Below are 22,419 nucleotides of genomic sequence, written 5' to 3' on the forward strand. Positions count from 1 at the left end.
GCCTGGCACCCCCACCTGCACCCCAGCTCAAACAAAGGCCTCCACATGTCCTCCAGCACACCCCTGACCCGGGCTGCTGACTCGTTCAAGCGCGCTACGGCGGCAGTGAGCGGCAAGATCCGCGGCGCCCGCACTCCCCGGAACGAACCAGGCAACCGCCCTGGCCGAACCGGGAAACCGGGCAAGTCCAGCTCACTTCACCCGGCCGCCGTCTGGGCCGAAGCCGCGGGAACAGCCGCCCAGTTCCTTTCTCCGGCGTGGACCAGGGTCCGCGTTGTCTGGTTGAAGTTCGTGTGGCCGGTCCTGTCCGTAGTGAGCCTGCTGGGCTGGGTGGTCCTGGCTGCTGCGATCGGACTCTGGTGGGCCGGACAGGCTTGGGGCTGGCAGGAAGCCAAGTCCGCGGCAATGGTCGCCTTCCTCCTGTTCGTCCTGGCGATTGCCTTCATCGTTGGCCGCTCGGCCTACGGTGTGGTCCTGGACCTTGCCCGCACGCGCGTGGCTGTGGGCGATGACGCGGTGGGCAGTATTGCGGTGTCCAACGTCTCCACCAGGCCGTTGCTGCCGGCCGCGTTGGAACTTCCGGTCGGCGCCAATACTGCTGTGTTCCATCTGCCCCGCATGAAGCCGGCGCAGGTCCACGAGGATCTCTTCACCATCCCCACGGCCCGGCGCGCCGTGATCGTGGTGGGTCCGGTTCGCTCGGTACGCGCCGACCCCCTCCACCTCCTGCGCCGTAGGGTGATGTGGACGGAACCGGTGGACCTCTTCGTCCACCCCCGCACGGTGTCGCTGGGCAGCTCTGCCGCCGGCTTCATCCGTGACCTCGAAGGCATGCCCACCACGGAGCTGTCCAGCGCGGATGTCTCCTTCCATGCACTTCGGGATTATGTTCCGGGCGATGACCGCCGCCATATCCACTGGAAGACCACGGCACGTACCAACAAACTCATGGTCCGCCAGTTCGAAGAAACCCGCCGCGCCCACCTTGCCATCGCCCTGTCCATCAACACTGACGAATACGATTCCGAGCCTGAATTCGAAATGGCCATCTCAGTGGCGGCATCCATCGGACGCCAGGCCATCAGTGAGCAGCGCGATCTCGACGTCCTGACCCAAAGAGGACCGCTCCGCTGCGAAACCGGCCGCAACCTGCTGGACGACGCCACCCGCATTGTCGGGGCACCCATGCGGAAGACCGCCGTCGACCTCGCACGCAACCTGTCCGACGCCGTTCCGAACGCTTCGGTGGTGTTCTTCGTCGTGGGCAGCCACGTCAGCGCGACCCAGCTCCGAACCTGCGCCGCGTCCGTACCTCCGGGAGTCCGAAGCCTGGCGGTGCGCGTCCAACCCGGCGCGGCGCCGTCGAGGGCCAACATCGCGGACCTGACGGTCCTCACGGTGGGCGACCTGGACGACCTCGCCATTGTCCTTCGAAAGGCGGCAGCATGAGCACCGCGCCCAATCTTCGCGTGCGTCCCCGCGCCGCCAAGGGAGCCAGGTCCGCAGGCCGCGCCAGTGGCGCCGCCCGCGGGTCGATTTTTGCCGACGGCCGCCCGTTGTGGCACTTCGCCGTGGATTGCGGTGCCCTGGCGGTGCTGCTTTTCCTTGGAGTCCTCGGATTCAGCCTGAGCTTCGGCGGAGACGCGCACTATCTGGTTGCAGGTCTGGGCGGTGTGCTGCTCGGACTGGGCATCGCGGTCCTGAACGCTCATCTTCGTTTGGGGCTGCTGATCACCGCAGCAGTGACCTTCGGCGCCTACATGCTGTTCGGTTCTGCCCTGGCTGTCCCGGATTCAGCGGTCTTTGGCGTCCTGCCGAGCCTCGATTCGTTGCGGACCCTGCTGCTGGGCGTGGTGTTTTCCTGGAAGGACATGCTCACAGTGGGCGTTCCCGTGGGCACAGCCAACGGGACGCTCATTGTGCCATTCCTCAGCTCGCTGCTCACGGCGCTGGCCGCGGGCCTGCTGACATGGCGCCTGAAGAGCCCGTACTGGCCGTTGCTGCCCGTCCTGGTGTTGTTCGTGACAGGTATCGCCTTCAGCACCAGTGCGAGCTTCCTCAACGTGGAGCGCGGTGTTTCCCTCACCATCGTTTCGATCGTATGGGCGACGTTCCGCCGCGATGTCCTTCGGCAGCGGAGCACCAAGACCGTCTCGGCCAACAGGCCGGATTCCGACGCCGGTGCGGCCCGCCGCGGCCAGCTTCGCAGGCTGGGGACTGCTGCTGCCGTGATCGCGGTCGCCGTCGGTGTCACCGCCATCGCCTCGCCGATTGTGACGGCCAGCGATGACCGGAAGGTCCTGCGGAACACGATTGTCCCGCCGTTCGATCCGCGTGACTACATCACTCCTCTGGCGAGCTTCCGGAACTTCGTCAAGGACGAGAAGGACAGCACGCTTTTTACCGTCAAGGGCTTGCCCAAGGATGCCCGTGTGCGCCTGGCTGCGCTGGACGCCTTCAACGGCCTGAACTACACCATGGATCCCAACAGTTCCGGCAACTTCAGCAAGGTGGGCGACGCCCGCTCGCTCAATACGCTGGCCGATACCGGGAGCCCGGTGAAGGGCACCAACTACACCTTGGACATCACTGTGGAGGACTACCAGGGGTACTTCGTCCCGGGCGGCCGGCACACCACCGGCATGAGTTTCTCCGACACGTCCGGCGCGGCCTCAGGGCTTTACTTCAATGCCGGTACGGACACCGCTGTAAGCACCAAGGGTTTGTCCAAGGGTGAGAACTACACCGTGCAGGTCTCGGACCCCGGTACCTTGGAGCACGGGCAGTTGACGCAGTACGACTTCGCAAAGCTCACTCTGCCTGAGGCGCAGGAGGTCCCGCCGATCGTCGCCTCCCAGGCCAACGAATTGTCCGCGGATGCGCCGACGGCCATTGACCGCGTGCGGCAGATTGAAGCTCACTTCCAGAAGAGCGGTGCGTTCAGCAATGGCTTGGTGACGGAGGGACAGCTTCCGAGCCTGCCCGGCCACAGCGCCGCACGTATCCGGAACATGCTCTCCGCCAAGCAGATGCTGGGCGATGATGAGCAGTACGCCGTCTCCATGTCCCTCATGCTCCGGCACCTGGGCATCCCCTCGCGCGTGGTGATGGGCTTCTACCCCGATCCGAAGAGCCCCGAAAATGGCGCCGGGGATATCAAAATCACCGGCAAGGACGTCCATGCCTGGGTTGAGGTTGCTTTCGACCGTGTGGGTTGGGTTGCGTTCGATCCCACCCCGCCCAAAGACAACGTGCCCATTCCGCCGGACCCGGAAAACAAGTCCAAGCCCAAGCCGCAGGTGCTGCAGCCACCGCCCCCGCCGCAGGAACCGGCAGACCTCCCGCCGGACTCCACCCCCGATGCCTTGGACGCTGATGAGAAGAAGAACAACCCTTGGCTGTTCTGGGGTCCGTTGTTGGCAGCCATCGGTGTTGCGCTGATTCCGTTGGGGATCCTGGCCTTGCCGCTGTTGCTCATCCTCCTGTTGAAGGCACGACGCCGGAAGGCCCGTTTCCGTGACGGCCACCCTGCGCAGCGGGTCGGCGGCGGATGGAACGAAGTGATCAGCCTTGCCACCGACATGGGTGCCTCGATCGATACCAAGTCCACGCGCCGCGAGTCGGCCACGGTCATCGCGGAGGCGTTCCCGAACGCGGGCGGCACCACCACGATGCTGGCCCACCGCGCCGACGCTGCCGTTTTTGGCGCCGGTCAACCAAGCGAGGACGAGGTCAAGGACTACTGGGAGATCGTTGACTCGTCCTTGACCGACATCACTGGAAGCGTCGGTTTCTGGAAACGGCAGCAAGCCAGGTTCTCGCCGCGGTCCCTGTTGTCCGATGGCCGGGCCGCCTTGAGGCGCCGGGAGCTGGGAACCACTGATCCGGCGACACGTCGTCGCTTCACCTGGCCGTTCAAGAAGGACACCACCAATGAGTAATGAGGCCGAACTCTGCCCGGCCTGCAAGCATGCGGTCCGTCCCGGGGCTGCGTTCTGCACCCAGTGCGGTTCCCCGCTGAGCAACCGTGGAGCCCGCAAGGAAGGGAACATCAACCACGCCCAAAAAGCGGCTTTGGAGTTCGCCACCCGGCAGGGCGTGCCCGATCCCGGTAGTATCTCGGTAGTGTCGGCGGCGGCGTCGCCGGCACACCCGGTGCCACCGGGAACCAGCAACGCGCCGGACCGTATCACTGGGCCAGGGGGAGGGACCACCATGACCACCAAGCTCGACTTGGTGCCCGCATCTGCAGGCAAAAGGCTGGGCGCTGCTGTGCTGGATTGGCTTGGACCACTAGCAGTCCTGGCCACCACCTTCGCCATAGGCATCGCGGGCATCACCCAAACCCGCCGGAACGGCTTCATTGTTTATGACACCGGCCTGCTGGTCCTCCTGGGCAGCATCGGCCTGGGCGTCACCGTTGTCTACATCTTTGTTCTGCTTGCCCTTGAGGCGAAATCCGGCAACACCATTGGCAACCAGCTCATGGGAATCCGCAGCTCCGATGCCGAGGGGTACGCTCCCGGCGCAGGCGCCGTTTTTGTTCGTGGCATCGTCACCGGCAGTGTCCTGCTCCTCGGCGGGATCACCTCGGTAGTCCTTTCCGCGCTTGGCCTGATTTCCCTGGTCCTGTGGATCGGGCTTCCTTTGATATTCCTTGGTGTTGTGTGGGCCATCCTGGTGGTGGTCTCCAATGCCTGGGATAAAGACGGCAAACTGCGCGGCTGGCAGGACAAGGCAGCGAAATCCTTGATGTTCGATGTCCACGCGGGACGCAACCCCGTGGCTACCGGCGGAATTCAGGGGCCCTACAGTTTCGCTCCAATGGACCTGCCGCCGGTGCAGCCAGTGGCTTCTCCGGTGCCGTCCGGCGCAGGGCAGTCCGCCCCGAGGACTGCTTCCCCAGCTCAGGGGACTAAAGCCCATGGGATTCAAGCCCAGGGGATTCAATCGCAGGGGCCTCAGGTGCATGCGACCCCTGCGGTGCCGGCCGCGCAGCAACCCTCCCACGACCCCAACCAGTGGCGTCCGCCGTCGGCTCCATGGCCCCCTGCGGCAGCACAACGCCCGGCCCCTGTGGCGCAGCAGCCGCATGTCATTCAGCCGCCGGTCGCCCCTGAACCCCAGGTCATCCAACAACCTCCTGCACCGGTTCCCGGCTTTGCCGGGCACCCCGACGACGACGTCGAGCGCACCCAGATGCGTCCCGGGGCCGAGCGTGCGCAAGCGGTCCTGCGGATCCGGATCGACGACGGCCAGGACGTCCAGCTTGGTGGCTCGGTTCTTCTGGGACGCAACCCTGCCCCGCAGCCAGGGGAAGCGGTGGAACAACTGATGCCAGTAGCGGACCCCGGCCGGTCCATCTCCAAAACCCACCTGCATCTGCGCGTGGATGGCGATGGCGTCTGGGTCACAGACAGAAACTCCACCAACGGCAGTGCCGTTACCACGCCCGACGGCCTCCAGACTCGACTCCATCCGGGCCAGGCTGTCCTGGTCCGACCCGGTTCCACCGTTCACTTTGGCGACCGTTCCTTCCACCTAGGACAAGCATGAATTCACAGCCGGCCACCCCTGCCAACGCCGAAGCAGGTGTCCCGGGCGGGCCATCCTTTGGCCTGAGCTATGGGTACGGTACGGACCGCGGCCTGCGCCGTGAATTGAACGAGGATTCGTTCATCGCTGCCGACCCCGTCTTCGCGGTGGCCGATGGCATGGGCGGGCACGAAGCCGGAGAAATTGCCAGCGGCATGTGCGTCCGGGCCCTGGGCAGCGCCCCCGAACTTGCTTCCGGTGTCCGCACAGCATCCGCGGCGGATCTGCAGGCCTGCCTCTTGAGGGCTGACGCGGCTATTCGAAACGCCACCGGAGCCCGGGCCGGAACCACGCTGTCCGGCGTCGTGGTGGTGGAACAGATGGACCTGCCCTATTGGCTGGTGATGAACATCGGCGATTCCAGGACATACCGCCTCAGCCAGGGGGAGTTCACCCAGGTGAGCGTTGACCACTCCGAGGTGCAGGAACTGGTGGATTCCGGGGACATCACCGCCGAGCAGGCAACGGTCCATCCCCGGCGGCACGTAGTGACCCGCGCCCTGGGTACCGGCGATGAGACCGAAGCCGATTTCTGGTTGCTTCCCATCCAGGAAGGCGACCGGATCATGATTTGCTCCGACGGCCTCAACGGTGAACTGGGCGATGACCACATGTTCCGTATCCTCAGCACCGTGGCCCATCCGCAGGACGCCGTGGACGCGCTGATCCAGGCCGCACTCAGAAGCGGCGGCCGTGACAACGTCACCGTCATAGTGGTGGACGCCAAGAACGTCCTGAACGACGCCGGCATCGCCACCACTGCACCCCGCCCCGAGGTTGCCGCCGAGGTTGAAGAGGACACGCTTCCCAGGGCCTGGGTGAATGGAACAGACGAGCTTCCCGCGGCGGACCAGGAGGAAGGCGTCGATGGCAAGCAGTAACCTGTCGGAGACCCGCTACCAGCAGGGTGACTGGTTCGGCGTGGTACGGAACGGAACGGTGGTGCTCCTTGGCCCGGATACGCCGCACGCCCTGATTGATACTGTTTGGGGGTTGCTGGAATCAGCTCCCGAGGCCCACGAAGTCCTCCACGAGGTAACGGACGCCTTTGGCGTATCCCTGAGCCGCATCCCTCCGTTCGGGATCATTGACGCCAAGGATGCGCTCCGTGTGTTCCTTCGTGGTGATCTTGAACTGCTGGTCCAGTTCGAGTCGGGTGCCGAACAGCTCACCGGACGTGATGTCACTACATGGACCGAACGCCGGCTCGCCGGCGCAACTTCCTACAGCCTCCGGATTGGTGGCGGTTCCGCCTCGGACATGCCCTTGAACAGCCTTCCCGTGGCGGAGGGCGTGGTGCTCTTGTCAGCACTGGAAGCTGCCCCCGGCGAACCCGTCAGCGATGACGTGCCCGCAATACCCGCTTCAGCCGTTCCCGTGGAGGTGCCGGCAAAGGACGGCAACACCGGGCCCGCCGTGCCGGTGATATCCGCTGCAGCCGTTCCTGTGGAGGTGCCGGCCAAGGAACGCGACGCCGGGTCTGCCGTGCGGGACAGCGTTTCGGACGAGACCATGATCGGTTACACCGAGGCAGACCTGGGCCTGACCATCGCACCGGGCCAGCTTTCCGCCAGCCAACCCACTGATGACCGGCACGCTGATGACCGGCACGCTGATGACCAGCACGCTGATGACCAAGACGCTGATGACCAGCACGCTGATATCCTGCCGGCCGCTGGCCGGCCAGTGGACCAGGAGTCCCACGTGGCCGAGCAATCTTTTGAAGGGGTTGCGGCTGACCGTACCCGAGCGGCTTCACTGACAATTGCCCCGGCAGGGGAGGGCACCGCGGCGGCTGGGTCTTCGCAAGCGGGCGCACTTCCGGATTCCCCTGGCCTCCAGAGTCCGGAAACGAACGACGACGCGAAGGAAGCGGCGGTTGCGGCACCACCCGCGGACGGACCCGCAGATGGCCCTGCGGTTGAGGACGTTCAGGAGGCGTCGGAAGCCCCTGTCCACACCAGCACCACCGATCCGTTGTTGCCCACGTTGGAAACCACCACCAATTACGATCACCTGTGGGACAAGACGGTGATGCGGAATATTGAAGACGCGGCTGTCCGCGTGGAAGACGATTCCGATGACCACGACGCCCCGGTGTCCCAGATGTCTGGTGCCCCGGCGTCCAAGACACCGGATGCCCCCGGGTCCCCGATTCAGCAACCCTCCGCTCCGGAACGCCATGGGCAACCCATTGAGCTGCCCCCCGCCGTGGAACCCGCCGTGGAATCCGTCGAGCAACCCCCGGCAGCCACCGGAGGCTCCGGGCTGATCGATTCCGTCCCTTGGCTCCGCAACAATCCCACTGCACCGGACACGGGCAGCGTTCCGCCACCGCTTTCGAATATGCCCGCGGTGCCGGCCATTGGGTCGGTTCCAGCTCCCGGGCAGGCTCCCTCAGCGCGTGGAGTGGACGCTGCCCCGCAGCTTCCAGGCGGCTGGCCAGCGGCGCCTTCTCCCGCGGTTGACGAAGATTCAGATCATGACGGCCAAACCATCATGAAGAGCAGCCTTGCTGCTGATCCCACGGACGCGGCCAAACCAGCGTCGGATGCGGCGAAAGACGCGTCGGAGGCAGCGGTTGCCAACGGACCAAGCGTCCTGGCGAGGGTGTGCTCCCAAGGGCACGCGAATCCGCCTACCTACCCGCAGTGTTCCGTGTGCGGTACCGCCTTGTCCGGCGATGCGCAGCAGGTCCCACGTCCACGTCTTGGCCGGATGCGCCTTTCGACAGGTGAGCTGATTGATCTTGACCAGTCGCTCATCATTGGACGGCAACCTTCCGTTTCCCGTGTCCAGGGCGGCACCATGCCCAAGCTGGTGCAGGTGGAAAGCCCCGGTGGGGACATCTCCCGCTCCCACGTCGAGGTCAGGTTGGAAGGTTGGCACGTCATGCTGTGCGACCTGAAAGCAACCAACGGAACCGTGTTGATCAGGGAAGGCCAGGCACCCCGCAGGCTTGCCCAAAACGAGATGGCCATCCTGCTCGATGGCGATATCGCAGAGTTGGGTGACGATATTTCATTGCGTTTCGAGGAGATTCTTTGAGTTCCAAGAGGCCCCCCGCGCCGCCTCCACCCATCCCGGGATTCCAGTACGTCAGCCTGCTCGGCTCCGGTGGATTCTCGGATGTTTACCTGTACGAGCAAGACAGGCCGCGCCGGAAAGTAGCCGTCAAGGTGCTGCTGTCGGACCTGAAGACCGAGGGCGCACGCCGTCGCTTCGAGTCCGAGGCCAACCTGATGGCCCAGTTGTCCTCGCACCCGTACATTGTCACGATCTTCGAAGCAGAGATCACCGAGAACGGCCATTCCTACCTCGCCATGGAGTATTGCTCCAGGCCAAGCCTTGATGTCCGCTACCGTCGCCAGCGGTTCAGCGTGGACGAGGTCCTGGCCGTCGGCATCCAGGTGGCATCCGCCGTCGAGACTGCCCACCGGGCCGGCATTGTCCACCGGGACATCAAGCCGGCGAACATCCTGGTCACTGACTACAACCGGCCTGCCCTGACGGACTTTGGGATTTCCGGCACCATTGGCGCGGACACCGAGGACGACGCCGGCATGTCCATTCCGTGGTCGCCGCCTGAGCAGTTCCGTGGCGGCGCAGTGGACGGGGTTCCCGTGGACATCTGGGCCCTGGGGGCAACCCTTTACACGCTTTTGGCCGGCCGTTCGCCGTTCGTTTTGCCCGGACAGGACAACTCCCAGCGGGAGCTGATTTCACGCATCACCAATTCGCCCCTGCCCAGGCTGGGGCGGGCGGATGTTCCGGAGTCGCTGGAATTGGTCCTGGCTACGGCCATGGCGAAATCGCCAGGGTCCCGCTACTCGTCGGCCCACGCTTTTGCCTTGGCGCTCCAGCGGATCCAGACAGAACTGAACCTGTCCGTGACGCCGTTCGAGGTACTCGAAGAGCCCGGGCACGGTGACGAGCAGCATCCGGATGACAACTTCGAAGAAACCCGGGTCCGGAGCATTGCATCCATCGATCCGGACGCCTCCGGAACGGCCACCACGGGCTCGGCTCCCACGTTCCCGGCGCGGACTTTTCCCTCCACTGTTCCAGGAGCCACCCGGCCTCCTGCGCAGTCGGCTGGTCCGCCCCAAACGGTACAGCCGGCCCAGTTCAGGCCCGCACAGCAAACGCCAGGAAGCGCTGCCCAGCCAGCAACCCCTGCCCAGCAAGCCAGCGCTGCCCAACAAGCCAGCCCTGCCCAATCAACGCAAGCAGCCGCCCAGCAAACCCCGCCCCAATTTCACGCGCCTGCCCGGGACAACAGCCCTGTGCAAGAACCGGACGTCGCAGAGTCCACAGTGCTGCGGGGGTGGCAGTCCTCGCCTGAGCCTGTGGATGATGCCACCATCAGCCGCTCCTCTGCCTCCGCAGGGGTGCCAACGGCTGTTGACGACGACGCCCCGGCCGCCGACCACAGCAAACGCAACCTGTGGCTCGCCGCCACCGGAGCAGCAGTCTTGGTGGTCGCCGTCGTTGTTGGCGTGGTCCTGGGCTCCTCGGCGCAACCAAAGGTTGCACCGACAGAAACGGCGAGCAAGCCCCCGGCCGATCCCCTGGACAGTGGAAGCGTCCCCGACGTCGAAGCACTGTCCGCAGCGCGGGACACCAAGGACCCGAACATCATTGTTTTCTCCTGGAAGAATCCGCAGCCAAAAGAGGGCGACACCTATAAGTGGCGCACCAAATCGGCCAAAGCCGACGGCGCCTATGAGACAACCCAGACCGAGAAGGCGTTTGTTTCCGGATTCGGTGAAACGCCCATTTGTGTCCAGGTCATCATTGTCCGCTCTGATGGCAGCGCCTCACCGGAAGGCCCGGAATCCATTGCTTGCCTGGAAGGCTGACCGGCGCATGACACTTACTTATCACCGACATAGGAGGCACAGATCATGGGGGATCTAGCAATAGATTTCTGTGGGGAGTGGTACGAACCATCCGACGAAGACGTCTTTGACATTGGTCGGGAAGGTGATCTGGAGGTCGACGACAACCCGTACCTGCACCGGCGTTTCCTGCAGATTGCCCGTTACGACGGCATGTGGTGGCTCAGCAACGTGGGCAGCATGTTGTCTGCCACGATCGCCGATGGTTCCGGCGGAATGCAGGCCTGGCTCGCACCCGGAGCAAGGATCCCGCTTGTCTTCAGCCACACCAACGTGATCTTCACGGCCGGTCCCACCACCTATGAGTTCGCCGTCCACCTGAAGACGCCATCGTTCCGGCATGAGGCACGTGAAGAAGACCAGGCCGGGGACACCACCATTGGGCCCGTGGTCTTTACCGACTCGCAGAAGGCCTTGATCGTGGCCTTGGCTGAGCCCATGCTGCGGCGCGAAGGCACCGGCTTCAGCGCCATTCCTTCCTCGGCAGAGGCTGCCAAGCGCCTGGGATGGGCGCTGACCCGCTTCAACCGCAAGCTGGACAACGTGTGCGACAAACTGGACCGCGTGGGCGTAGTGGGCCTGCGCGGAGGCGCCGGAAAACTAGCCACCAATCGCCGCGCCCGCCTGGTTGAGCACGCTGTGACCTCGCATTTGGTCACCCCGGCGGATTTGCACCTTCTTGAAAAAATGACTGGAGTCGACGAAGGATGAAGTTTCGCCTGACCTTGCGGCGCGATCCTGCCGAAGCAAAGGACCTCGCCGTCACGGTGGATGGCCGTGCCACGGTTGCTGACATCGCCACGGAACTCTGGGCCGCCGACCCCGTACGCAAGGGGACCGAACCGCCGTCGAACCTGTCCATCAGCGTGGACGAAGCGTTCGTTGGAGGAGGCCTGTCCGGGCACGTCCTGCGGCCCACGGACAACTTGCTGGAGTCCGGGCTGCGGCCTGGTTCAAAGGTTTCGCTCGCGCAGGTCAGTGAACAGTTCGCCTCGAACGGCCACGCCAACGGCACCAACAGGGGACCGGCAGCGGCGACGCTGCGGGTTATGTCAGGGCCCGACGTCGGACGCGAATTTTCGCTGCCTTTCGGCACCAGCTACATCGGCAGGGACAGGGACGCCGACATCCGGCTTACCGACCCCTTGACCTCCAAGCGCCACGCCCGTATTACGGTGGGCGAAACCGTGGAGATCGTGGATACGAACTCCGCCAACGGCCTCCTGATGGATGGGCTGCCGGTCACCCGGGCAACGTTGCAGTCCTCGGACACGGTCACTCTGGGCGACACCACGGTGGGAGTGGTGGCTTTGTCGCGCAACCACGGCGGGGGACCGTCGTCGCCGTTGGTGGACTTCAACCGCTCGCCCCGGGTGCTGCCCAGGTTCGACTCGCCCAAGCGCGTGCCGCCGGCCGGTCCCAAGCGCCCCGAGCACCAGCCCTTCCCCTACATCATGCTGGTGGCGCCGCTGCTGATGGGTGGGGTGCTCTTCGCCGTCACCCAGAACCTGCTGTCCGTGCTCTTCATGGCCATGATGCCGCTGTTCATCGTGGGGCACTATGTGGACCACAAGATGCAGAGCAAGCGACAGGCCAAGGAGGGCCACAAGCAGTTCAAAGCCGCAATGCTGGCATTCCGCGAGGACATTGACCGGCAGCAGAACATCGAGCGCGCAGTCAGGCTCCAGGAAGCGCCGTCGGTCAGCGATACCGTGGACGCGATCTACAAGCTTGGCCCGCTGCTGTGGACCAACCGTCCAGAGCACCAGCACTTCCTTGGCGTCCGTTTTGGGCTGGGCTCCGCGCCGTCGCGGATCCCGTTCGACGAGCCCGGCGCCAACGAGACCGAACCGCAGTACATGCGCGAAATCCAGGAATGCCTTCAGCAGGTCCGTGTGATTGAAGGCGTGCCGATCGTTTCCCAACTGCGTACCTCCGGCTCGTTCGGCGTCGCGGGGGACCGCAGCGTGGTGGACGATGTTGCCCGCGGGATGGTGCTCCAACTGGTGGGCCTCCACTCACCGGCGGAAGTGGTCCTGACCTCACTGACCTCGGCACGCTCCCGCGAACGCTGGGACTGGCTGCAATGGCTCCCGCATGTGGGTTCGGGCCACAGCCCGCTCTCCGGCGACCACCTCGCCGCCGGCCCTGGTGCCGGTGCTGCCTTGTTGTCCCGGCTGGAAAGCCTCGTCGAAGAACGCGAGTCCATGGCCAAGGAACCGGGCCCCCAGCCCCGGCCAGGTCTTAAGGACGAACACGAAGAGATCCCCGCCCCCGTGGTTCCGGCGGTCCTGGTGATCGTTGAGGACGACGCCCCCGTGGATCGCGGACGCCTGACCCGCCTGGTGGAGCGGGGCCCCGATTGCGGGGTCCACATCATGTGGGTGGCCGCCAATGTCCAGTCGCTCCCCGCAGCGTGCCGCGATTTCCTCTCAGTCGACGGCGATCATGGCACCACCACCGGCCAGGTTCGATTGGGCCGCCACACTTACCCGGTGAGCTGTGAAAGCCTCGACGCGGATCTCGCCACGCAGCTGGCGCGCATGATGTCCCCGCTGGTGGACGTCGGCAACCCGCTCGACGACGACTCCGACCTCCCGCGCGCGGTCTCCTATGCCACATTGATCGGCAAGGAGCTGATGGACAACCCGCAGGCCGTGGCCGAGCGGTGGCAGGAAAACAACTCGGTCCACGCCACGGCAGTGCCCAACCGCAAGGACAACGGCAGCCTCCGGGCCTTGGTGGGGTCCAAGGGCGTGGAGCCGTTCTACCTTGACCTGAAGAACGAGGGACCGCACGCGTTGGTGGGTGGTACCACCGGTGCCGGTAAGTCCGAGTTCCTCCAGTCCTGGGTGATGGGCATGGCCGCGGCATACAGCCCGGACCGTGTGAGCTTCCTGTTCGTGGACTACAAGGGCGGCGCGGCTTTCGCTGACTGCCTGCACCTGCCCCACACCGTGGGCCTGGTAACTGACCTGTCCCCGCACCTGGTCCGCCGTGCCCTGACTTCCCTGCGCGCGGAGCTGCACTACCGTGAACGCCTCCTGAACCGCAAGAAAGCCAAGGACCTGCTGGCGCTCCAGCGCGAGGCCGATCCCGAGGCCCCGCCCTACCTGATCATCATCGTGGACGAGTTCGCGGCTCTGGCGACCGAAGTTCCCGAGTTCGTGGACGGCGTGGTGGACGTCGCAGCCCGAGGCCGTTCGCTGGGTCTGCACCTGATCCTGGCCACCCAGCGTCCCGCCGGCGTCATCAAGGACAACCTGCGGGCCAACACCAACCTCCGCGTTGCTTTGCGCATGGCCGATGAAGTGGATGCCGTGGACATCCTGGGTGTTCCCACTGCTGCCTACTTTGATCCCTCGATTCCGGGGCGTGGCGCTGCGAAGACCGGTCCGGGCCGCATCCAGGGCTTCCAGACCGGCTACGCCGGAGGCTGGACCACCGACAAGCCGCAGCGTCCCAGGATCGACATCGTCGAGATGGCCTTCGGTTCCGGCCCCACCTGGGAGCCGCCTTTGGTCTCCCAGGTGGAGGAAGAACCGGCCGGCCCGAACGACATTGCCCGGATGACCGGAAACATCATCCGCGCTGCCGACGTCCTGTCCATCGAGCCTCCCCGGAAGCCGTGGCTGAACGAGCTGGCCACCACCTACGACTTCTCCAAGTTGCCCAACCCCCGGACGGATGAGCGGCTCCTGCTGGGCGTGGCGGATGATCCCGCCCACCAGGACCAGCCAACTGTTTTTTACGAACCGGACAAAGACGGCAACATGGCTGTCTACGGCACCGGTGGATCCGGAAAGTCGGCTGCGTTGCGCAGTATCGCCATCGCTGCCGCTGTCACCCCCCGGGGTGGTCCGGTGCACATTTACGGCATCGACTGCGGTTCTTCGGGCCTCAAGATGCTGGACGGACTCCCGCACGTTGGTGAAATCATCAACGGCGACGACGTAGAACGGGTGGGCCGCCTGCTGCGCTGGCTCAAGGAAGTGGCCGATGACCGCGCTGCCCGGTTCGCCGAGGTCCGGGCATCGACGATTGTCGAGTACCGGCAGCTGGCCAACCGGCCGGAGGAGAAGCGCATCTTCATCCTGGTCGACGGTATGTCCTCCTTCCGGGAAGGATACGAGTACAGCAAGCTGTCCGCGCTCTGGGACATCTTCCTGACCCTGGCTACCGACGGGCGTCCCTTGGGCATCCACCTTGTAGTCAGCGGTGACCGCACCAACTCCGTTCCGGCGTCGCTCCTTGCCTCCATCCAGAAGCGGTTGGTCCTGCGGCTCAGCTCCGAAGACGACTACATGACCTTGGACGTCCCCAAAGACGTCCTCAACGCTGCGTCACCTCCCGGTCGAGGCCTGCTTGATGGGCTGGAAGTCCAGCTCGCCGTGCTCGGTGGCAACCCGAACCTGGCCCTGCAAGCACGCGAAGTGGCCAAGCTCAGCCAAGCCATGGTCCGCCAGGGACTGGAGCAGGCACCGCAGATCCAGCGCCTGCCGGAATTGGTGGACCTGGACATCCTGCCTACCGGCGCTCCGGACAACCCCGTGATAGGCGTCGACGACGAAACGCTGGGTTCGGCGGCCATCGCCGCCAAGGGTTCGCTGCTCCTCGCCGGCCCTCCGGGTGCCGGACGGACGGTTGCACTGGTTACCTTGGCGTACGCTTTGCGTCGCTCCAACCCGCGGACGGACCTGATCTACATCGGTTCACGCCGTTCCGCTGTTGCCTCCTTGAACATCTGGAGCCGCTCGCTGGTGGGCCCGGATGAAGTGTCCGATGTGGTGGACGACCTGATCGACAAAGCCTCGGACAACCCGGGCAGCATGGCCATCTTCATCGAGGGCCTGACCGAGTTCACGGACACGCTTGCAGAATCGGGTGTCGGCCGCCTGGTCACGGCAGCCATCAAGGCCGATCAATGGGTGGTGGGGGAGTCCGAAACCTCCACCTGGTCCCAGGCCTGGTCCTTGGCCCAGCCGTTCAAGTCCGGCCGCCGCGGACTCTTGCTCAACCCGGGAGATGTGGAGGGCGACAGCCTCCTCAACACCTCCCTGGGCAGGATCAGTACCGACTTCATTCCGGGCCGTGGATACATTGTTGGACGGGGCAAGGTACGCAAACTCCAGATTGCCATGCCACCGGAGAACAGAAGCTAGGATTTGCCGCAGCGCAGTGGATATAGGAGGATTTCACAAAACACCCGAACTCCTTGAAAACTGGCGGCACCCCAACGCCCCAGCTGAGGTTATCTTCATGAGACACTCCGTTGTCCCTGCCGTTCTCCTTACCGCTTTCCTTGCCGTCGGCGGGGTGCTTGCGCCCGCCGGCGCAGTCCACGCCGCTCCATGCACGGAGGGCAAAGCCACGTGTGCTCCCGTGCAGGTTCCTACGGAGCCCACACCCACGCAGCCTGGCCTGGCCCCGGAGCCGGATAAGAAGCCCGCGCCGCAACCGGAACCGACCAGGGTAAGGGAAACCCAGAAGGCGCCGGCGCCGGCACCGGCGCCTCCCCAGCCGCCCGTCCAGGCACCGCAGCCCGCGGTCACCCAGTTCGTCACCGTGGCACCCCGGGTGACCAGTCCGGCGTCGGAGTCTTCCGAACCTACGCCCACTGCTGAGGAGACCACCGCGTCAGCAACGCCGTCGGCCTCGCCTTCGGCAAGTTCCGTCTCTGCCAGCCCCAGCCCCTCCAAGTCGTCCAATTGGAACACCCCGGTGGACAAGGGCCAGGAGACCCAGGCCGCGGCCATGGTTGGTACCTCGATTTCCGGCCCCAACATGCTGGGCCTCTTCGGTATCCTGGGCGGCGTCCTGCTGGTTGGTCTGGGCGGCCTTGCCTTCGCACTCTGGAGCAAGAACAGGCTCTCCTCGCACTAGCCCACCGCATAATGTCCGCACGGTGCGGCAAGATAGACGTGTGAGCACACCAGAAACTGCGAATCCGGTAGAAACCACAGGTGAGGACACGGCTGCAGCCGTTGTGGAACGAGAGGGCACCCCGCCCTCGGAGTCCTTGCGGGACGAGTACGAGCACCTGGCCGACCTCGTCCGTAAATACAGGTATGCCTATTACCAGGAGGACTCGCCCACGGTATCGGACGCCGAGTTTGATGAGCTGTACCGGCGGCTGGAGGAGTTGGAGGCACTCCACCCGGAACTGGTCTCCAACGATTCCCCTACGCAGGAAGTAGGCGGCGAAGTTTCCTCGGCCTTTGCTGCCGTTGAACACCTGCAGCGCATGTACAGCCTGGACGACGTCTTCTCGCTGGACGAGCTCGAGGCCTGGGTGCGGAAGGCAGAAGCGTCCGTGGCCAAGCTCGGAGATTCCGTTCCGCCCATCGCCTGGCTGACCGAGTTGAAGATTGACGGCCTCGCCGTGAACCTGCTCTACCGCGACGGCAAGCTGGTGCGTGCAGCCACACGCGGGGATGGCACAACCGGCGAAGACATCACGCACAACGTCCTCACCATCAAGGAAATCCCGCGGGAGCTCAGCGGTTCTGGGTATCCGTCCGAAGTCGAGATCCGTGGTGAGGTGTTCATCCCCTCCAAGGCTTTCACGGAGTTCAACGAGACCCTTGTAGCTGCCGGCAAGGCCCCGCTGGCCAACCCCCGGAATGCTGCGGCCGGTTCACTGCGGCAAAAGGATCCCGCCGAAACGGCGAAGCGGCCGCTGAGCATGTACGTCCACGGCATCGGTGCCCGCGAAGGCCTGGACGCCAAGAGCCAGTCCGAAACGTACAAGCTCCTGGAGACCTGGGGACTGCCTACCAGCCCGTACCTCAAAGTCCTGGACTCCTTTGACGAGGTCCTGCAGTTCATAAGCCACTACGGCGAGCACCGTCACGACCTCGCACATGAGATCGACGGCATTGTGGTCAAGATCGACGACTTCGCGACCCAACGCGCCCTTGGATACACCTCCCGCGTTCCGAGGTGGGCAGCTGCCTACAAGTACCCGCCGGAAGAAGTCCACACCAAGCTCCTGGACATAGCCGTCAATGTTGGCCGCACCGGACGGGTGACTCCGTTCGGATTGATGGAACCGGTGAAAGTGGCCGGTTCCACGGTGGGTATGGCGACCTTGCACAACCAGGACGTGGTCAAGGCCAAGGGCGTCATGATCGGTGACATCGTGATCCTGCGAAAAGCAGGTGACGTCATCCCGGAGATCGTGGGGCCGGTCCTTGCCTTGAGGGACAAACAAGACCCTCCGGTCCGGGAGTTCGTGATGCCCACGGAGTGCCCGTCCTGCGGCACCCCGCTGGCGCCGGCCAAGCAAAGCGACGTGGACATCCGGTGTCCCAACGCGAAGTCGTGCCCGTCCCAACTGCGTGAGCGTGTCTTCCACCTTGCGGGCAGGGGCGCGTTCGACATTGAAGCCCTGGGGTGGGAAGCGGCCATCGCCCTCACCCAGCCGGCGGAGCCTGAAACACCGCCCCTGACCAGTGAAGCGGGTTTGTTCAGCCTGAAGCCCGAGGACCTGGCAGATGTCCTGATCCGCAGGGAGAAGCGTTCCAAAGGCGTAGGCACGGGCGAGTACGAGCTCGTTCCGTATTTCTACACCAAGGGCACGGCCAAGTCCCCGTCCAAGCCAACGGCCACCACGGAGAAACTGTTCGTGGAGCTGGAGAAGGCCAAGAAGCAACCGCTCTGGCGGGTGCTGGTGGCACTCTCCATCAGGCATGTGGGCCCCACAGCATCACGGGCACTGGCTACGGCCTTCGGCAGCATGGACGCTATCCGCAACGCCACCGAAGAGCAGATGGCACACGTGGATGGTGTTGGCCCCACCATCGCGGTGGCCCTCAAGGAGTGGTTCGCGGTGGACTGGCACAACGAGATCGTGGACAGCTGGGCTGCCGCCGGTGTGCGCATGGAGGACGAGAGGGACACCTCCATGCCGAGAACGCTCGAAGGCCTGACCATCGTGGTGACCGGTACCTTGCCCAACTTCAGCCGCGACGAAGCCAAGGAAGCCATCATCATCCGTGGCGGGAAGGCATCCGGTTCAGTGTCCAAGAAGACCAGCTACCTGGTGGCCGGAGAAAGTGCCGGGACCAAGCTGGATAAGGCAGAACAGCTCGGCGTTCCTGTGCTGGACGAGGACGGATTCCGGGAGCTCCTTGCCAACGGACCCGCCGCCGCTGAAGCGGCACCTGAAGATGCGACTGAAGGAGCACCTGAAGCAGCAACCCAAGAAGATACTGCCGGGACGGATTCCGAATGACTGACGTGAACGGGTTGCTGGCTGTAGCCAAACGGGCTGCGGCAGCGGGGGCCGCCGTGCTCGCCCGCCGGTCCGTCATCGGCACCGGCGGCGATGGTTTGGAAACCAGCAACAAAGGCGAGGCAGGAGACTGGGTGACAGCCTTCGACGTCGCCGCGGAGAACGCTGTCCGTGCAGCGATCCTTGCGGAGCGTCCGGATGACACCATCACCGGGGAAGAACACGGCACCACCAGGCCGGAGACGCCGTCGGGGTACCGCTGGTCCATTGATCCCCTGGACGGGACCACCAACTTCATCCGCAACATCGCCTACTACGCCACCTCTGTTGCCGTAGCCGATTCCGACGGCGTATGGCTGGCCGGCGTGGTCCACGCACCTGCGTTGGGACGGGTCTACTCGGCCGGCCGCGGGCTGGGAGCCTGGTTGGAAACCGGGGGAGAATCCATCCGGTTGGCGGGTCCGGTTCCAGGGCGCACAGGTCTCATCCTGGCCACGGGGTTCAGCTACGATCCCGCAACCCGTGCAAGCCAATCCGCCGGGCTGGCCGAACTCATGGAAGGATTTGCCGATGTTCGGCGACTGGGCTCCGCAGCGTTGGATCTGTGCCTGGTGGCCGACGGAACCTTTGACGCGTACGGCGAGCGTGGATTGAACGAGCACGACTTCTCCGCCGGCGCGCTGGTGGCGGAGGAAGCCGGTTGTTGGGTGCGCAGGCCCCGGCTGGAAAGCCCGCTGACTGGTGGGCCCAGCACAGAGGACCGCTTGGCGGCCTGGATGTGCGCGGGGACCTTGGAACTGTCCGGCAAGTTCCCGCTGTAACCCTCAGCCAGTGATCACCACCCTCGCCATCGCCAACTACCGGTCAATCCGGGATCTTGCCTTGGAGCTGCATGGACTGGACATAGTGACCGGGGCCAACGGCAGCGGAAAGTCCTCGCTCTACCGCGCCCTGCGCCTGCTGGCCGAGTGCGCCGGGGGAGACTCGGGAAATGTGGTGGGATCCCTGGCGCGTGACGGCGGCCTGGCTTCGACGCTGTGGGCCGGCCCGGAATCCATCAGTGAGGCAATGCGGCGGGGTGAGGTGCCCGTTCAGGGAACAGTCCGTCGGGAGTCCGTCAACCTCAAGCTCGGTTACTCCGGCGACGACTTCGGATACTTGGTGGACCTGGGAATGCCTGCGGGCAGCGGTTCCGGGTTTGACCCGGAAACCGGCCGGACCCGCCCCTCGGCCTTCAGCCTTGACCCGGAGATCAAACGCGAGCAGATCTTCTCCGGTCCCGTAGCCAGGCCGGGGTCTTTGCTGGTGGACCGGAAGGGAAGCCTGGCCAGATTACGGGGGCCCAAAGGGGAGTGGGCCGAGTTGTCGCGGCGGCTGGACACCTTCCAGAGCATGCTGACTGAGGTTTCGGACCAGGACCGGGCTCCGGAAGTCCTGCGGGTTCGGGACTCAGTGCGGTCCTGGCGGTTCTACGACCACTTCCGCACTGATGCCGAGGCACCGGCTCGCCAGGCGCAACTGGGTACCCGTACCCCGGTCCTGCACCACAGCGGGAAGGATCTTGCTGCCGCCCTGCAGACGCTGCGCGAGGTGGGTTTCGAACGGCAGCTGGATGCCGCCGTCGGCCATGCCTTTCCTGGAAGCCGATTGGAAATAGCCGTCCATGATGGCCGGTTCAGCGTGGAGCTTCGGCAGCCGGGCATGCTCCGTCCCATGAAAGCAGCCGAACTCTCGGACGGGACCCTGCGGTTCCTCTTGCTGACCGCCGCCTTGCTGACCCCGCGTCCGCCTGAGCTCATGGTCCTGAACGAACCGGAGACCAGCCTCCACGTTGACCTGATGGCGGCACTGGCCGAACTGATTGTCCAGGCCAGTGCCAACAGCCAGATGATCGTGGTGACCCACTCGGAAGCCTTGTTGAATGCTCTGCGGAGCAGCGGCGCCGCCCATGAACACGAGTTGTATAAGGACATGGGCGAGACCAGGATCAAGGGCATGGGTCCGTTGGAAGGGCCGCCATGGAGTTGGCCCAAGCGCTGAAATCCGGCTCAAGCTGAAATCCGGCTCAGAGGGCAGAGCCAATGGAGCTAAGCTCCTGCGGGACGCTCCCGGTGTACAGGTTCTTCGGGCGCTCGAGCCCGTAGTGCCCGCGAAGGGTGGACGCCGTGTACTCGGTGCGGAACAGTCCACGCTGCTGGAGGATCGGTACCACCTGGTCCACGAAGATCTCCAAGCCGGAGGGAAGCACAGGCGGCATGATGTTGAAACCGTCAGCGGCGCCGGCAAAGAACCAGTCCTGGATGGCATCGGCCACCTGTTCGGGTGTGCCGGAGAAGGTCCGGTGACCGCGGCCGCCGCCGAGCCGCCCGATCAGCTGCCGGACGGTGAGCTGTTCGCGCCGGGCCAGCTCCACAATGAGCGTGTAGCGGCTCTTGGCACCCTCGATCTCATCCTCCGAGGGCAGATCGGCGGGCAACTGGCGGTCCAAGGGCAGGTCCTCGGGAGACAGGCGAAGGGTTTTGGCCAGTTGTTCGCGGGCGTACTCGGGCTTGATGAGCTGGTCCAGCTCCTGCTCGAGTTTGCGGGCTTCAGCCTCGGTGGAGCCAATCACGGGGACGATTCCGGGCAGGATCTTGATGCCTTCGGGGTCCCGCCCGGCCGCCGCAGTGCGTGCCTTCAAGTCTGTATAGAAGGCTTGTGCATCAGCCAGCGTTTGGTGGGCAGTGAAGACGGCTTCCGCATATTGGGCCGCCAAATTCTTACCGTTCTCCGATGACCCTGCCTGCACGATCAGCGGGTGGCCTTGCGGGGACCGGGGCACGTTCAGGGGGCCACGGACGCGGAAGTGCTCTCCTTCGTGGTCGATGGTGCGGATCTTGGTGTCGTCCCCCCAGACGCCGTCGGCCTTGTCCGCCAGGATGGCGTCATCTTCCCAGCTGTCCCACAGTTTCCGGGCAACTTCGATGAATTCGGCGGCCCGTTCATACCGGACCGCATGCGCAGGTTGATCATCCACGCCGAAGTTGCGGGCCGCGTCCGGCCCAGCTGTGGTGACAACGTTCCACCCTGCGCGGCCTCCACTGACCCAGTCAACGGAGGCAAAGCGGCGGGCCAGGTTGAAGGGATCGTTGTAGGTGGTGGAGGCAGTAGCAATCAGGCCAATCTTCCGGGTGGCTGCTGCCAGTGCCGTCAGCAGGACGGTGGGCTCCAACTTCCCTGCCGGTCGCCTGCCCACTTCCCCGAAAAGGACCGGGGAGTCCGCGAAAAAGATGGAGTCCAGCTTTCCCCTCTCGGCTGTGCGGGCCAGATGCTGGTAGTGCTCCACCTTGGTAGAGGCAAGGGGGTCGCTCTCCGCCAAACGCCACGATGCTTCGTGGTGCCCGGTGCTCATCAGGAAGGCGTTCAGGTGAAGTTGGCGGTGTGGCGGGGTCATGGTTTCTCCTCATACTCGGAACAGCTGGGGCTGGTGTGTGGCAACTCAAGCACGGGTTCCAAGGGGTCCGCCAGCGCCCCGACATGTCCCCGCAACAGCACGAAACCGGGGTTCACCGCACGCAATGGTGCTCCATCCGGCGCCACGTGGGGCAACACAAAAGCAGCCCCCGCAGCCGTGAGTGGAGGGCGCAGAGCCAGCCATCCGGCGTCGTGCGTTCCGCATGAGACTGATAGCTCCATCACGGAAAGGCC

13 protein-coding genes are annotated in these 22,419 nt (G+C 64.8%); 12 read left to right on the forward strand and 1 reads right to left on the reverse strand.

What is annotated here, in order from left to right; genetic code table 11:
* Nucleotides 1-45 precede the first annotated feature (45 nt).
* The 12 genes from LDN85_RS07235 to LDN85_RS07290 all read left to right on the forward strand — a co-directional run bounded on the left by LDN85_RS07235 (nt 46) and on the right by LDN85_RS07290 (nt 20,772).
* A complete protein-coding gene (locus tag LDN85_RS07235) occupies nt 46-1,449 on the forward strand; it encodes a DUF58 domain-containing protein (RefSeq protein ID WP_223945000.1) in 1,404 nt (467 codons plus the stop codon).
* Complete coding sequence (locus LDN85_RS07240) at nt 1,446-3,941, forward strand: transglutaminase-like domain-containing protein (RefSeq protein WP_223945001.1); 2,496 nt, start codon at nt 1,446-1,448, stop codon at nt 3,939-3,941. Before LDN85_RS07235 ends, LDN85_RS07240 begins: the two co-directional genes overlap by 4 nt.
* The gene (locus LDN85_RS07245) at nt 3,934-5,556 is read left to right on the forward strand and encodes an RDD family protein (RefSeq protein ID WP_223945002.1); all 1,623 of its coding nucleotides are present in this window, start codon (nt 3,934-3,936) and stop codon (nt 5,554-5,556) included. The genes LDN85_RS07240 and LDN85_RS07245 overlap by 8 nt, the downstream gene beginning before the upstream one ends.
* On the forward strand, nt 5,553-6,476 hold the full coding sequence (locus tag LDN85_RS07250) for a protein phosphatase 2C domain-containing protein (protein WP_223945003.1): 924 nt from the start codon (nt 5,553-5,555) through the stop codon (nt 6,474-6,476). Before LDN85_RS07245 ends, LDN85_RS07250 begins: the two co-directional genes overlap by 4 nt.
* Nucleotides 6,463-8,643: an FHA domain-containing protein gene (locus LDN85_RS07255; RefSeq protein WP_223945004.1), complete on the forward strand. Its 2,181-nt coding sequence runs from the start codon at nt 6,463-6,465 to the stop codon at nt 8,641-8,643. The genes LDN85_RS07250 and LDN85_RS07255 overlap by 14 nt, the downstream gene beginning before the upstream one ends.
* Complete coding sequence (locus LDN85_RS07260) at nt 8,640-10,457, forward strand: serine/threonine-protein kinase (RefSeq protein WP_223945005.1); 1,818 nt, start codon at nt 8,640-8,642, stop codon at nt 10,455-10,457. Before LDN85_RS07255 ends, LDN85_RS07260 begins: the two co-directional genes overlap by 4 nt.
* Nucleotides 10,458-10,502: 45 nt before the next feature.
* Nucleotides 10,503-11,207: a hypothetical protein gene (locus tag LDN85_RS07265; RefSeq protein WP_026541428.1), complete on the forward strand. Its 705-nt coding sequence runs from the start codon at nt 10,503-10,505 to the stop codon at nt 11,205-11,207.
* Nucleotides 11,204-15,658, forward strand: coding sequence for an FtsK/SpoIIIE domain-containing protein (locus tag LDN85_RS07270; protein ID WP_223945006.1), 4,455 nt, complete (start codon nt 11,204-11,206; stop codon nt 15,656-15,658). The genes LDN85_RS07265 and LDN85_RS07270 overlap by 4 nt, the downstream gene beginning before the upstream one ends.
* A 97-nt stretch (nt 15,659-15,755) precedes the next feature.
* On the forward strand, nt 15,756-16,379 hold the full coding sequence (locus tag LDN85_RS07275) for a hypothetical protein (protein ID WP_223945007.1): 624 nt from the start codon (nt 15,756-15,758) through the stop codon (nt 16,377-16,379).
* 40 nt (nt 16,380-16,419) lie between these two features.
* Nucleotides 16,420-18,732 carry an NAD-dependent DNA ligase LigA gene (gene ligA, locus LDN85_RS07280; protein ID WP_223945008.1) on the forward strand — a complete coding sequence of 771 codons (2,313 nt, stop codon included), beginning with the start codon at nt 16,420-16,422 and terminating at the stop codon, nt 18,730-18,732.
* On the forward strand, nt 18,729-19,553 hold the full coding sequence (locus tag LDN85_RS07285; RefSeq protein WP_223945009.1) for an inositol monophosphatase family protein: 825 nt from the start codon (nt 18,729-18,731) through the stop codon (nt 19,551-19,553). Before ligA ends, LDN85_RS07285 begins: the two co-directional genes overlap by 4 nt.
* Nucleotides 19,554-19,563: 10 nt before the next feature.
* Nucleotides 19,564-20,772, forward strand: a complete 1,209-nt coding sequence (locus LDN85_RS07290; RefSeq protein WP_223945010.1) for an AAA family ATPase — start codon at nt 19,564-19,566, stop codon at nt 20,770-20,772.
* A gap of 25 nt (nt 20,773-20,797) precedes the next feature.
* Here LDN85_RS07290 and LDN85_RS07295 read toward each other — a convergent pair whose 3' ends face one another.
* Nucleotides 20,798-22,165 carry an LLM class flavin-dependent oxidoreductase gene (locus tag LDN85_RS07295; RefSeq protein ID WP_223945011.1) on the reverse strand — a complete coding sequence of 456 codons (1,368 nt, stop codon included), beginning with the start codon at nt 22,163-22,165 and terminating at the stop codon, nt 20,798-20,800.
* Nucleotides 22,166-22,419 lie beyond the last annotated feature (254 nt).

The sequence above is a fragment of the Arthrobacter sp. StoSoilB20 genome (genome assembly GCF_019977295.1).
Taxonomy (GTDB): Bacteria; Actinomycetota; Actinomycetes; order Actinomycetales; family Micrococcaceae; genus Arthrobacter; species Arthrobacter nicotinovorans_A.

Bases quoted from the DNA above. Each gene is read 5' to 3' on its own strand.
- LDN85_RS07285 (WP_223945009.1), top strand. From the start codon at position 18,729: ATGACTGACGTGAACGGGTTGCTGGCTGTAGCCAAACGGGCTGCGGCA.
- LDN85_RS07255 (WP_223945004.1), top strand. From the start codon at position 6,463: ATGGCAAGCAGTAACCTGTCGGAGACCCGCTACCAGCAGGGTGACTGG.
- LDN85_RS07275 (WP_223945007.1), top strand. From the start codon at position 15,756: ATGAGACACTCCGTTGTCCCTGCCGTTCTCCTTACCGCTTTCCTTGCC.
- LDN85_RS07240 (WP_223945001.1), top strand. From the start codon at position 1,446: ATGAGCACCGCGCCCAATCTTCGCGTGCGTCCCCGCGCCGCCAAGGGA.
- LDN85_RS07245 (WP_223945002.1), top strand. From the start codon at position 3,934: ATGAGTAATGAGGCCGAACTCTGCCCGGCCTGCAAGCATGCGGTCCGT.
- LDN85_RS07295 (WP_223945011.1), bottom strand. From the start codon at position 22,165: ATGACCCCGCCACACCGCCAACTTCACCTGAACGCCTTCCTGATGAGC.
- LDN85_RS07265 (WP_026541428.1), top strand. From the start codon at position 10,503: ATGGGGGATCTAGCAATAGATTTCTGTGGGGAGTGGTACGAACCATCC.
- LDN85_RS07270 (WP_223945006.1), top strand. From the start codon at position 11,204: ATGAAGTTTCGCCTGACCTTGCGGCGCGATCCTGCCGAAGCAAAGGAC.
- LDN85_RS07250 (WP_223945003.1), top strand. From the start codon at position 5,553: ATGAATTCACAGCCGGCCACCCCTGCCAACGCCGAAGCAGGTGTCCCG.
- LDN85_RS07235 (WP_223945000.1), top strand. From the start codon at position 46: ATGTCCTCCAGCACACCCCTGACCCGGGCTGCTGACTCGTTCAAGCGC.